General features: G+C 43.9%; 12 protein-coding genes. 10 read left to right on the forward strand and 2 right to left on the reverse strand.

Going from position 1 to position 12,636, the window contains the following annotated elements; all coding sequences use genetic code 11:
* Position 1 precedes the first annotated feature (1 nt).
* The 3 genes from argF to ACZ49W_RS01925 all read left to right on the forward strand — a co-directional run bounded on the left by argF (position 2) and on the right by ACZ49W_RS01925 (position 4,012).
* Positions 2-1,021 (forward strand): ornithine carbamoyltransferase, encoded by a 1,020-nt coding sequence (gene argF, locus ACZ49W_RS01915; protein WP_464813661.1) that lies wholly within the window; start codon positions 2-4, stop codon positions 1,019-1,021.
* Positions 1,022-1,211: 190 nt separating this feature from the next.
* The gene (gene arcC, locus ACZ49W_RS01920; RefSeq protein ID WP_464813662.1) at positions 1,212-2,156 is read left to right on the forward strand and encodes a carbamate kinase; all 945 of its coding nucleotides are present in this window, start codon (positions 1,212-1,214) and stop codon (positions 2,154-2,156) included.
* Positions 2,157-2,491: 335 nt separating this feature from the next.
* Complete coding sequence (locus ACZ49W_RS01925) at positions 2,492-4,012, forward strand: YfcC family protein (protein WP_464813663.1); 1,521 nt, start codon at positions 2,492-2,494, stop codon at positions 4,010-4,012.
* A gap of 145 nt (positions 4,013-4,157) precedes the next feature.
* On the opposite strand, the gene ACZ49W_RS01930 is transcribed toward ACZ49W_RS01925, so the two are convergent.
* Positions 4,158-5,441, reverse strand: coding sequence for a glutamate-cysteine ligase family protein (locus tag ACZ49W_RS01930; protein ID WP_464813664.1), 1,284 nt, complete (start codon positions 5,439-5,441; stop codon positions 4,158-4,160).
* 204 nt (positions 5,442-5,645) lie between these two features.
* Here ACZ49W_RS01930 and rsmD point away from each other — a divergent pair, with 204 nt between their 5' ends.
* The 3 genes from rsmD to ACZ49W_RS01945 are packed head-to-tail and all read left to right on the forward strand — an operon-like array spanning position 5,646 to position 7,696.
* Positions 5,646-6,185, forward strand: a complete 540-nt coding sequence (rsmD, locus tag ACZ49W_RS01935; protein WP_464813665.1) for a 16S rRNA (guanine(966)-N(2))-methyltransferase RsmD — start codon at positions 5,646-5,648, stop codon at positions 6,183-6,185.
* Entirely contained in the window at positions 6,175-6,666 is a 492-nt protein-coding gene (gene coaD / locus ACZ49W_RS01940) for a pantetheine-phosphate adenylyltransferase (protein WP_464813666.1), read from the forward strand. Before rsmD ends, coaD begins: the two co-directional genes overlap by 11 nt.
* Positions 6,653-7,696: a SepM family pheromone-processing serine protease gene (locus tag ACZ49W_RS01945; protein ID WP_464813667.1), complete on the forward strand. Its 1,044-nt coding sequence runs from the start codon at positions 6,653-6,655 to the stop codon at positions 7,694-7,696. Before coaD ends, ACZ49W_RS01945 begins: the two co-directional genes overlap by 14 nt.
* A gap of 69 nt (positions 7,697-7,765) precedes the next feature.
* Here the strand turns inward: ACZ49W_RS01945 and ACZ49W_RS01950 are convergent, their stop codons facing one another.
* Complete coding sequence (locus tag ACZ49W_RS01950; protein WP_464813668.1) at positions 7,766-8,473, reverse strand: GntR family transcriptional regulator; 708 nt, start codon at positions 8,471-8,473, stop codon at positions 7,766-7,768.
* A gap of 136 nt (positions 8,474-8,609) precedes the next feature.
* Between ACZ49W_RS01950 and ACZ49W_RS01955 the strand changes: the two genes are divergently transcribed.
* The 4 genes from ACZ49W_RS01955 to ACZ49W_RS01970 are packed head-to-tail and all read left to right on the forward strand — an operon-like array spanning position 8,610 to position 12,631.
* Entirely contained in the window at positions 8,610-10,400 is a 1,791-nt protein-coding gene (locus tag ACZ49W_RS01955) for a glycoside hydrolase family 35 protein (protein ID WP_464814943.1), read from the forward strand.
* Positions 10,397-10,882: a PTS sugar transporter subunit IIB gene (locus ACZ49W_RS01960; protein ID WP_464813669.1), complete on the forward strand. Its 486-nt coding sequence runs from the start codon at positions 10,397-10,399 to the stop codon at positions 10,880-10,882. Before ACZ49W_RS01955 ends, ACZ49W_RS01960 begins: the two co-directional genes overlap by 4 nt.
* A gap of 38 nt (positions 10,883-10,920) precedes the next feature.
* Positions 10,921-11,814 (forward strand): PTS mannose/fructose/sorbose/N-acetylgalactosamine transporter subunit IIC, encoded by an 894-nt coding sequence (locus tag ACZ49W_RS01965; RefSeq protein WP_464813670.1) that lies wholly within the window; start codon positions 10,921-10,923, stop codon positions 11,812-11,814.
* Entirely contained in the window at positions 11,801-12,631 is an 831-nt protein-coding gene (locus ACZ49W_RS01970; protein WP_464813671.1) for a PTS system mannose/fructose/sorbose family transporter subunit IID, read from the forward strand. Before ACZ49W_RS01965 ends, ACZ49W_RS01970 begins: the two co-directional genes overlap by 14 nt.
* Positions 12,632-12,636: the final 5 nt, after the last annotated feature.

A 12,636-nucleotide genomic window follows, 5' to 3' on the forward strand; every position in this document is an offset into this window, starting at 1 on the left:
GATGACAACAGCATCAGTATTCCAAGGACGTAGCTTTTTAGCAGAAAAAGATTTCACTCGTGCTGAGTTAGAATATTTAATCGATTTTGCGGCACATTTGAAAGATTTAAAGAAACGCCATATTCCACATCACTATCTTGAAGGCAAAAACATCGCCCTCTTGTTTGAAAAAACATCAACACGTACTCGTGCGGCTTTCACAACAGCGGCTATCGACCTTGGCGCACACCCAGAGTATCTTGGTGCTAATGATATCCAATTGGGTAAAAAAGAGTCAACCGAAGATACTGCTAAGGTACTTGGACGTATGTTTGACGGGATTGAATTCCGTGGTTTCAGCCAAGACATGGTTGAAGAGTTGGCAGAGTATGCTGGTGTTCCTGTATGGAATGGTTTGACAGATGCTTGGCATCCAACTCAAATGCTTGCTGACTACCTTACTGTCAAAGAAAACTTCGGTAAACTTGAAGGTTTGACTTTGGTTTACTGTGGTGATGGTCGTAACAACGTGGCAAACAGCCTTCTTGTAACCGGCGCTATCCTAGGTGTTAACGTTCATATCTTCTCACCAAAAGAACTCTTCCCAGAAAAAGAAGTGGTTGATTTTGCTCAAACTTTTGCCAACGAAAGTGGCGCACACATCCTTATCACAGACAATGCAGATGAAGCGATGAAAGGTGCTGACGTGGTTTACACTGACGTTTGGGTATCAATGGGTGAAGAAGATAAATTTGCAGAACGCGTTGCTCTTCTTAAACCTTTCCAAGTGAATATGGAATTGATCAAAAAAGCAGACAACGAAGACCTTATCTTCTTGCACTGTCTTCCAGCTTTCCATGACACAAACACTGTCTATGGTAAAGATGTCGCTGAAAAATTCGGCGTAGAAGAAATGGAAGTAACAGACGAAGTCTTCCGCAGCAAATATGCACGTCAATTTGACCAAGCAGAAAACCGCATGCACACCATCAAAGCTGTCATGGCAGCAACACTTGGTGATTTGTTCATTCCAAGAGTGTAAGAGACGCTTAACACATTCAAACTTTCTATTCTCATATCAGATATAACACATTCATCATTAACGCATACAAAACAGCTAGAGGGCTGAGACTAATGGCTTTAGTCCAGCCCTCATTTTTATCGTCATTTTAGTTGACGCTCTTAGGAAATCCTAAGACTAGGCTAAGATGATTAGAAAAGGAGATATTTTTATGGCTAATCGTAAAATCGTTGTCGCATTGGGTGGAAACGCTATCCTTTCTTCTGACCCTTCTGCTAAAGCCCAACAAGACGCTCTAGTAGAAACAGCTCGTCACTTGGTCAAACTCATCAAAAATGGAGATGACCTCATCATCACTCATGGTAATGGTCCACAAGTCGGCAATCTTTTACTTCAACATTTGGCAGCGGATTCAGAAAAAAATCCTGCCTTTCCACTCGATTCTCTTGTCGCTATGACCGAAGGTAGTATTGGTTTTTGGTTGCAAAATGCCCTTCAAAATGCTCTTTTAGACGAAGGCATTGAAAAAGATGTGGCTTCTGTAGTGACCCAAGTCATCGTGGATAAGAATGACTCAGCTTTTACCAACTTGACCAAACCAATCGGACCTTTCTACACCGAAGAAGAAGCAAAGAAAGAAGCAGAAAAAACAGGAGCAACCTTCAAGGAAGATTCAGGACGTGGTTGGCGTAAAGTGGTGGCATCACCAAAACCTGTTGGCATCAAGGAAATTGATAGCATCAAGACCCTTCTTGAAGATGGTCAAGTCGTAGTCGCTGCTGGTGGTGGCGGTATTCCAGTCATCAAGGAAGAAAATGGTCACCTAACAGGTGTTGAAGCCGTTATTGATAAGGACTTTGCGTCACAACGTTTGGCTGAATTGGTAGATGCGGATCTCTTTATCGTCTTGACCGGTGTGGATTATGTGTATGTCAACTTTAACAAACCTGATCAAAGAAAACTCGAAAACGTTACCGTTGCTGAACTAGAAGACTACATCAAGGAAAATCAATTTGCTCCAGGAAGCATGCTTCCAAAAGTTGAGGCAGCTATTGCTTTTGTCAACAACAAACCTGAATCAAAAGCCGTGATTACTTCACTTGAGAACTTGGCAGCTTTAATCGAGTCAGATAGTGGTACGATTATTTCTAAATAAGCAGATTAGAAAAACAAGTCAGTCGCTTAGCTTCTTGCCAGATAGCAAGAAGCGTGTGATAAAGAGGAGCGCAAGTGCCCTTTATCACTAGCGAGTGGAACACGCCCTACGAACTTCGGAAAATAGATAAAGCTTTCTAGAACTTTAGGGTTCTTCGTCAGCTTTTCTAATTTTCCTGTGTTCGCTTAACGGGCTTTGTATCTTATGAAATCGAACACGGGCTAAACGCTGTGCAAAAAAGATAGATTTTCTCAAAGTCTTTTTGACTTTTTCAAAATCTCCTATTTTTGCTTTGCGTTCTTCACGCCCTTTGTATCTTATGAAAGGAGAATTTTATGGCTGAAAAGAAAGGCTTTAAGATGCCGTCATCTTATACGGTCTTAATGATCATCATTGCACTCATGGCTGTTTTGACTTGGGTCGTGCCTGCTGGTCATTATTTTGAAACGGGTAAAGATCAAACGGAATATCGTGTAGTAGAAAAAACCCCTCAAGGGGCTTATGATGTGCTCATGGCGCCAGTTAATGCCATGCTAGGTAAAGACACAGTTGTCAATGAAGGAAAGAAAGATGAATACACCATTCATACTGATGGAGCTATCCAGGTTTCTTTCTTCATCATTATGGTGGGGGCTTTCCTAGGTGTTGTCACTGAGACTGGGGCACTAGATGTGGGGATTGCCTCTATCGTTAAGAAATATAAGGGTAGAGAAAAGATGCTCATCCCAATTCTCATGCCGATTTTCGCCCTTGGTGGTTCTACTTACGGTATGGGTGAAGAAACCATGGCCTTTTATCCACTTTTGGTACCAGTTATGATGGCGGTTGGTTTTGATAGTATCACAGCCGTGTCTATCGTTTTGATTGGTTCACAGATTGGGTGTCTGGCATCTACGGTCAATCCATTTGCCACAGGAGTAGCATCTGGAGCGGCAGGTATTAGTGTTGCAGACGGTATTGTACTTCGGATAATCTTCTTTGTGGTCTTGCTTGCTGCTGCAATCTACTTTGTTTATAACTATGCTAGCAAGATTGAAAAAGATCCAACCAAATCTTTGGTTTATAACCAACGTGAAGAAGATTTGAAACACTTCAAGATTGAGCAAACCAATGCGACTCTATCAAAAGAACAAAAACGTGTGCTTTGGATTTTTGTAACGACCTTTGTTATCATGATTGTCAGTCTTGTGCCTTGGGGTGATTTTGGTATCCATATCTTTGAACAACTCAACAATGCTATTACAGGTGCGCCTTTGCTTGGTGAACTCTTTGGTCACTCTGCACCGCTAGGAACTTGGTATTTCCCAGAAGTAACCATGCTCTTTATCTTCATGGGTGTTTTGATTGGTATGGTATCTAAGATGAGTGAAGAACGCTTCATTTCATCCTTTATGGCAGGAGCAGCAGACCTCTTGGGTGTTGCGCTTATCGTTGCGGTGGCACGGGGGATCCAAGTCATCATGAATGATGGTCAAATTTCAGCAACCATTCTTCATATGGGTGAAGGTCTCTTGAAGGGCTTCTCTTCTCAACTCTTCATCATTTTGACCTACATTTTCTACTTGCCAATGTCCTTCCTTATCCCATCTTCATCTGGTCTTGCAGGAGCAACCATGGGTATCATTGCCCCACTTGGTGAATTTGCTCATGTAAAAGCCTCTCTCATCGTTACAGCCTTTCAATCAGCTAACGGGGTGCTTAACTTACTTGCCCCAACATCAGGTATCGTGATGGGAGCTTTGGCTCTTGGACGTGTGCCTCTTGCAACTTGGATTAAGTATGTGTCTAAGTTTGTTGGTGCAGTGGTTGTCATCAGTATTCTCTTGTTGGTGCTTGGTACCTACCTACCGTTCTAGTATTTTATTTAAAAACGAGCTTGAAACATCTGTTTCAGGCTCGTTTGTTTTTTATAGTTTTGTTAACCAGTTTATTCTCACTTTGAGTTATGCTTGCTGTAAGGCCACTTCGTCCGAAAAGCGAACGAAAGGACCATAGATTAAGCTAGTTGATGGTTTCTCTAGCGGTGAGTCGTTTCCACAAGGGGAGGAGGTAGTCTTTTTCACCGTAACCGCGTTTGCTCAAGCCTTTTTGACTGAGGGCGACTAAGTCATGGGCAAAGTGGCGGATATTTTCTTCTTCTGTTTTATCAAGCGCAATCTTTGAAAATTGCCGTCTGAGGGCAGGATAATCGCGTCCGTAGTGATCAAAGAAAGGAGCTGTTTTGAGATAGTCTTGGAGCTCGTCTAAGACCACTAAAAGTCCTAAGTGAAAGGCAGCGACACTAAAGGTTTGCTCAAAAGGCTGAGCGCAAGCGCTCCTGAACTCGACCGTTCCCCGTGTGGTCAAGTCTTGGTAGTAGTAAGGCCGGTGCGACTCAAAATCACTGGGGTCAGGTTGGAGGAAAATAGGCTGTCCAGCGAGATTGTAGGCTTTGATTTCCCCTTTTTTGAGGTAGTCCTTGCACTGGATGGGGGAAAAGTAAGCGATGTTCCCATCTCGGATGGCATTAAAAAGGCTAGAGCGCTCCAGATAGTCTAAAAAGTCCTCGTCATCTATGAAGTTTCTTGGAAAGACACCGATATTTTCAGAGAAAATTCCGTGCATAGAGGCTTCCCAAAAGATGTCTCTAGCAATGCGACTATCCCAGTTCTCCCCATCAAAAAAGGAGTTGGCAAAGAGGTAAGCCTTAGCCGCCTCGATTTGGTTAAAGGCATTGAGAACGAGGAGGTAGTTATTTTTGGTCACATCGAGCTGAACCTGATTGCTAGCGATAAAGGTACCGTAGTGAGGATAGCTGTGGAAATCGTTTTGCTTGTCACCCAGTTTTAAAAAGGCATCTAGCATCTGATAGCGGGGGAGCTGGACGACTTGTGAATCATTTTCCCGCCAAAAAGGGTGGATGCCAGTGTCAAGAAGGGCATGGTCGTGCTCGGCTAGGAAGGTTTGGATGGTTTCAAGATAGAGAAGAAAACGTTTTTCAATTGTCTGGATGTGCTTTTCTTTGCCAAAGGCGATTTCGAGATTGTGATAGGAGAGTTCAAAAAGGACTTGATCGCCAGTTTTTGGACAGAAGATTTGGACGAGCTGCCCTTTTTTATCCCGCTTTTTGACATCAAAGTTGAGGTGTTTGACCAAGTGTTCTAACAGAGCGATAGCGACCCTAGGATCGTTTTTGCCATGAGTGGTTTGGACGATGGGAAATTCGAGTTCGACACCGATAAAAAGTGGGCCGTCTGTTTTAAGAGGGGTCAAATAACGGTGAGACAGTAGGTCTTTGGCTTCCATAGCGGTTCCTCCTTTTTGGGGCTAGGTAAGACATCTTGTTACCGTTTATCCTAACATAAAAGCGTTTGATTTGAAACTATTTTTTTGAATTTTCCTTAAACTCTTTTCTTATACAGGGGTATAGTTAGAAACTTTAGGACTGTAAAAGCCTCGTGAAACGGCTTCTTTTTTACCTTTTGGGGGAATTTTGCTATAATAGAGGGCATGAGAGTTGTAGCAGGAGAGTTTGGCGGAAGGCCTTTAAAAACCTTGGCAGGAAAGACCACTCGCCCCACGACCGATAAGGTCAAGGGCGCTATTTTTAACCGAATTGGTCCTTATTTTGATGGTGGACGTGTCCTAGACCTCTATGCAGGGAGTGGGAGTCTTGCTATCGAAGCCATCTCAAGAGGGATGAGTGAGGCGGTTTTGGTTGAAAAGGATAGAAAGGCGCAGGCCATCATTGAAGCCAATATCCAGATGACCAAGAAAGCAGCTGCCTTTAAGCTGTTAAAGATGGAGGCAGAAAAAGCCTTGGATCACTTGGAGGGGACTTTTGATCTCATCCTTTTAGATCCCCCTTATGCTAAAGAAAAAATCGTCTGGACCATTGAGGAATTGTCCAAACGCGGTCTTTGTGCGGAGGATGTCATGATTGTCTGTGAGACGGATAAAGACGTTGTTCTGCCAGAAGAAATCGCGGATTTTGGTATCTGGAAGCAGCAAATCTATGGAATAAGTCAGGTAACCATTTATGTCAGATAGAATTGGTCTTTTGGCGGGGAGTTTTGACCCTGTGACCAAGGGGCATGTGGATATTATCACACGGGCAAGTCGGCTCGTGGATAAGCTCTATGTGGGTGTCTTTTTTAACATTCAAAAAAGTGGCTTTTTCCCTGTGCCAGAGCGTCTTGAGATGTTAGAAGCAGCCCTTAGCGGTTTGTCAAATGTAGTTGTCATATCAGCTTCTGATCGTCTTATGGTTGATGTGGCAAGAGAGCTTGGTGTCACGCATGTGATAAGAGGGCTGAGAAATAGCCAAGATTTGGACTATGAGAAATCTCTGGCCTTTTTTAACCATCATCTCAGCCCAGATTTGGAGACGGTCTTTTTACTTTCAAGTCCAGAGTTTGAGCAGGTAAGTTCGAGTCGTATCAGGGAGTTGATTCAGTTTCAGGCAGACATCAGCTGCTTTGTTCCAGAGAGTGTTTTAGAAAGAGTGGAAAAACGATATGAAAATCCTTAAAAAATACAAATGGTGGTGGGTCAGCTTTTTAGGTGCCTTAGCGGTCATCTTTGCCCTTTTTTACCCCTTGCCTTACTATATTGAAATGCCAGGTGGGGCTTATGATATTCGTACCGCCCTCAAGGTCAATGACAAGGAAGACAAGGAAAAAGGCTCTTATAACTTTGTTGCGGTGAGTTTGGTGAAAGCCACACCGATTCAGCTTCTTTACGCTCTTACCCAGCCCTTTCATGAGATTCAAAAAGAAGAGGATGCCACAGGTGGATACAGTGAGAAGGATTATTTCCGTATCAATCAGTTTTACATGGAAACATCGCAAAATGGTGCCATCTATCAAGCCCTCAAGTTAGCGGATAAACCAGTCAGCCTAGACTATTTGGGGGTTTATGTCTTAAATGTCTCCAAAGACTCGACCTTTCACGGCGTGCTTAATCTAGCTGACACGGTGACAGGTGTCAATGACAAGACCTTTAAGAATTCCAAGGAACTCGTCAACTATGTGGGCAGTCTCAAGGTTGGCGACCAAGTCACCGTTCAGTACCTCTCTGATGATAAAAAACACTCCGCAAAAGGGAAAATCATCCAGCTCGAAAATGGGCGCAACGGTATCGGTATCGGCTTGGTTGACCATACCAAGGTCAAGTCAGATATTCCGGTTGACTTTACCCTAGAAGGGGTCGGAGGACCTAGTGCTGGGATGATGTTTACCCTTGATATTTATGACCAGCTGGTGGATGAAGACCTGAGAAAGGGCCGTGACATCGCAGGAACAGGGACCATTGAGCAAGATGGTTCAGTCGGTGACATCGGTGGTGCTGGTTTGAAGGTGGTCTCTGCTGCCAAGTCAGGTGCGGACATCTTCTTTGTTCCTAACAATCCTGTCAGCGACGAGGTCAAAAAAGCCAATCCTGATGCTAAGACCAACTACGAAGAAGCTCTCGAAGCAGCTAAAAAAATCAAAACCAAGATGAAAATCGTCCCTGTCACCAAGGTCCAAGAGGCGATTGATTACCTCAGAAAAACCAAATAACAAAAGCAAAAACAGAAAAGCCAATCCTTAAAGTCATCACTTCTAGGAATGGGCCTTTCTGTTTTTTGTCTATAAGCGAGACGCAATCAATTTAATCTTGTAAAAATCAGCGCGTTTATAGGTTTCCACATACTCCACAACCTCTTGCGTCTGCTCTAGCCGTGCGGTCTTAATCTGGAGCACGCAAGGGAAGTCTGTTGGGATTTGCAGTTTATCCGCAACATTTTGAGATACTGGAAAGACGATTTCGTGGCTTTCTTCATAAGGTTGCGCATTCATGTAAATCTGATGGTCAAGCTTTAATCTCGTGTAAATGGAGCTATAATAGTCGAGATTTGGGTAGTTGGGGTCGATGTATTCTTCTGGGATATAGGACTGGTGGTAGATAAAGACAGTGCCATCAACACTTCTGATTCGTTCGATTTTATAGTAAAATTGGTCTTTTTTGAGTTCTAATTTTTTGAGAAACTTGGGTTTGTTGTCTCGTTTGATGGAGAGCACGGTCACATCCTCTTTTTGAGAGAAATTTTCCACATCTGAAAATTCGACCAGTTTATGTTTTCTAGCTCTTGAGACAAAGCTACCTTTGCCTTGTTGTCTGACGATATAACCAGCAATCGTGAGCTCTTTTAAAGCTCTAACCACGGTGATAGAGCTGACTTGATATTTGTCCATGAGCTCTGATTCGGTGTAAAATTTATCGCCGTGCTCAAACTTTCCAGAGATAATTTGCTGTTTCAGGTCATCTTTGATCAATTTATACTTTGGTATTGCCATATTCTTCACCTCTTGTAAAATAATTTTATCACAAAAGCATAAAAAAGTTGAGAAAAGAGGTTGATTTTTTCGAAGAAAAATAGTATATTAATATATGAAATCGATTACAAAAAACGCCCGAGAAAGAGGTGATGATGTGCAAGTCTTTGAGATAAGAGATGGTGACTTTTACCTCGATGCGCAGCCCTTCAAGATCCTGTCTGGTGCCATTCATTACTTTCGGATTCCGCAAGAAGATTGGTACCACTCTCTCTATAATCTGAAAGCCTTGGGGTTTAACACGGTCGAGACTTATGTGCCGTGGAATCTCCATGAGCCAAAAGAAGGTTGCTTTGATTTTGAGTCTGGGCTTGATTTGGAGCATTTCCTAGCGACAGCTCAGCAGTTGGGGCTTTATGCGATTGTTCGCCCATCTCCTTTTATCTGTGCGGAGTGGGAGTTTGGAGGCTTTCCAGCTTGGTTATTGACCAAGGATATGCGCATCCGCTCGAGTGATCCCAACTACCTCAAAGCCGTGGAAAGCTACTACCGTGCTCTTCTTCCGAGACTTCTTCCCCATCTTTTGGAAAATGGGGGCAACATCCTCATGATGCAGGTGGAAAATGAGTATGGTTCTTATGGAGAAGATAAGGTTTATCTAAAAAGCCTGCGGGATTTGCTCCTAAAGTCAGGGGTGACTTGTCCGCTCTTTACCTCAGATGGGCCTTGGCTTGCGACCCTAAAGGCGGGAACTTTGATTGAAGAAGACCTCTTTGTGACGGGGAATTTTGGCTCCAAGGGAAAAGAAAATTTTGCCCAAATGAAATCTTTCTTTGCCGAGCACGGCAAAAATTGGCCCTTGATGTGTATGGAGTTTTGGGACGGATGGTTCAACCGCTGGGGAGATCCCATCATCAAGCGCGATCCAGAAGAAGTGGCACAAGCTATCAGAGAAGTCATCGAGGAAGGCTCGATCAACCTCTATATGTTCCACGGGGGAACCAACTTTGCTTGGCTAAACGGATGCTCAGCTAGAGGAAGTAAGGATTTACCTCAAGTCACTTCTTATGACTACGACGCTCTGCTAGACGAGAGGGGCAATCCCACCCCTAAGTATTTCGCCGTGCAGAAAATGTTAGCCAAACATTTCCCTTTTTATCCACAAATGAAACCGCTAACAAAACTAAATTTGGAAGAAAGAACGCTCTCTGTTAGTCAAAAGGTCAGCCTTTTCAGTGTCTTAGAGGACTTGGCAAAACCACAGTTTAGCCGCTATCCCAAAACCATGGAAGAGTTGGGTCAGTCGTATGGTTATTTGCTCTACCGAACTCAAACGGTATGGGATGCAGAAGAAGAAAAACTTCGTCTGATTGACGCTAGAGACAGGGCTCAGGTTTTCCTAGATGAAAAGTGGGTGGCTACCCAATATCAAGAAGAAATCGGTGAAGACATCTTTCTTTCTGGAGAGCTTGGCACTTCTCATCAGCTTGATATTCTCATCGAAAGTATGGGGCGGGTCAACTACGGCTATAAACTCTTAGCCGAGACTCAAAAAAAAGGTATTCGCACAGGCGTTTATAAGGATTTGCATTTTTTACTGGATTGGGAGCAGTATTCCTTAGATTTGCGTGACCTCTCTAGGTTAGATTGGAGAAAACCTTGGCAAGAAGGACTGCCTAGCTTTTATGCTTTTGATTGTGACATCACAGAGCCAGCCGATACCTACCTAGACCTGTCTGGTTTTGGCAAGGGCGTTGCCTTTGTTAATGGGCACCACTTGGGTCGATTTTGGCAAGTAGGTCCTACTTTATCGCTTTATGTGCCCCACGCTTTTCTAAAGTCAGGTCACAATCGTATCATTGTTTTTGAGACAGAAGGGACTTATCAGGATACCTTGCGTCTCACCCTTAAACCTGTTATCAAATTTATCAAAGGAGAACACCTATGACAATCGTTGGAACCCGTATTGACGGACGCCTTATCCATGGCCAAGTTGCCAATCTTTGGGCGATGAGCTTAAACATCAGTCGTATCATGGTCATTGATGATGAGGTCGCAAAGAGTGATATTGAAAAAGCTGGTCTAAAGCTAGCTTGTCCTCCAGGAGTGAAACTCAGCGTTCTTCCTGTGGAAAAAGCAGCAGCGAATATCCTAGCTGGCAAATATGACTCCCAACGCCTCTTTATCGTGGCACGCTATCCTGATCGTTTCTTGCGCTTGGTAGAAGCAGGCGTTGCTATCCCAGAGCTAAATGTGGGAAATATGTCTAAAACAACGGAGAATAAATCGGTCACAAGGACCGTTCATGTCAATGACAATGACATTAAAGCCTTTGATGCTTTGAAGGAAAAAGGCGTTCACTTGGTGAGTCAAATGGCACCGAGTGACGGTATTGAGGAATTTATGCCCTTGCTTGACAAGGTACGCTAATTGAGGGAGTTAGACTATATTAAACAGGAGGTAACATCATGATTCAATGGTGGCAAATTCTACTCATTACACTTTATTCAGCTTATCAGATTTTAGATGAGTTGACGATTACATCCTCTGCTGGTTCACCTGTTTTTGCAGGTTTTGTCACAGGTCTTATCATGGGAGATGTGTCAACAGGTCTCTTGATTGGGGCTGAGGCACAATTGTTGGTGCTTGGGGTAGGTACCTTTGGTGGAGCATCTCGTATTGATGCGACATCTGGTGCCATCCTTGCGACAGCTTTCTCTGTAGCGACGGGGATGAAACCAGAACTTGCCCTTTCCACTATTGCGGTTCCTGTGGCTGCCCTACTCGTTTATACCGACGTTTTGGGACGGTTCTCAACCACTTACTTTGCCCACCGTGTGGATGCAGCCGTTGAGCGCTTTGACTATAAAGGCATTGAGCGCAACTTCTTGCTAGGTGCTATTCCTTGGGCGCTCTCTCGTGCTCTTCCGGTTTTCCTTGCCCTCATGTTTGGTGGACCTGCTGTTGGTGCTGCGGTGGACTGGATGACCAACAATGCCCAATGGCTGGCAGATGGTCTTATCCTAGCAGGTAAGATGCTTCCTGGTGTCGGTTTTGCCATCCTTCTTCGCTACCTTCCTGCTAAGAAAAACTTGGCTTATCTAGGTCTTGGCTTTGTTATCACAGCCATTTTGATGACCTTGTTTAGCTACATTAGCACGCTTGCTGCCGCAGCAGGAACAGTTGGCGACGTCGCAAAAGCGCTTAACGGTGCTAAATTCAACAGTATTCCAATGCTTGGTATTGCTATTATTGGTCTTGCGCTTGCATCTATCAGCTACAAAAATGCCGTTTCTGTACCAAAAGCAGCAGCACCAACGACAACAGTAGAGAGTGGGGAAATTGAAGATGACGAAATCTAATTATCAACTAACCAAAGCCGATTTTAATCAGATTAACAAACGTAGTCTTTTCTTCTATCAATGGGGTTGGAACTACGAGCGGATGCAGGCTTCTGGCTATCTTTATATCTTGCTTCCTCAATTGCGCAAGATGTACGGAGATGGGACACCTGAGCTCTTAGAGATGATGCGCACCCATACCCAGTTCTTTAACACATCACCATTTTTCCACACCATTGTAGCAGGGATTGACCTTGCCATCGAGGAAAATGAAGGTGTCGAAGCTAAGGAAACCGTAGCTGGGGTGAAAACGGGTCTTATGGGACCATTTGCAGCTGTCGGAGATGCCCTCTTTGCCTCCACTGTTCCAGCTATCATGGGTGGTCTTGCAGCCGGTCTTGCTAAAGAAGGTAGCCCTGTTGGAATCTTGCTTTGGGTAGCGGTTGCTATGGCCATCAACGTCTTTCGTTGGAAACAGTTGGAATTCAGCTACAAGGAAGGGGTCAGTCTTGTCACGACCATGCAACATCGTCTTTCTGCGCTAACCGATGCAGCGACTGTTCTTGGGGTTTACATGGTTGGGGCGATGATTGCCACCATGATTAACTTCAAATTCACCTATGTGCAAAATTTTGGTGGCGTGGAGTTCAACCTTCAAAACACAATAGATACCATTTTCCCACGTCTTGTGCCTGCTCTCTTTGCTGGTTTTGTCTATTGGTTGCTCGGTAGAAAAGGCATGAATTCAACCAAAGCCATCTTTATCGTGATTTTCATCGCCGTTGGTATTTCCCTTCTTTCCAAATTGCTTAACACACCAATCTTAGGTCCAGCTTAGAATAA

The sequence above is a fragment of the Streptococcus sp. STR1/CE/0325 genome, assembly GCF_055386095.1.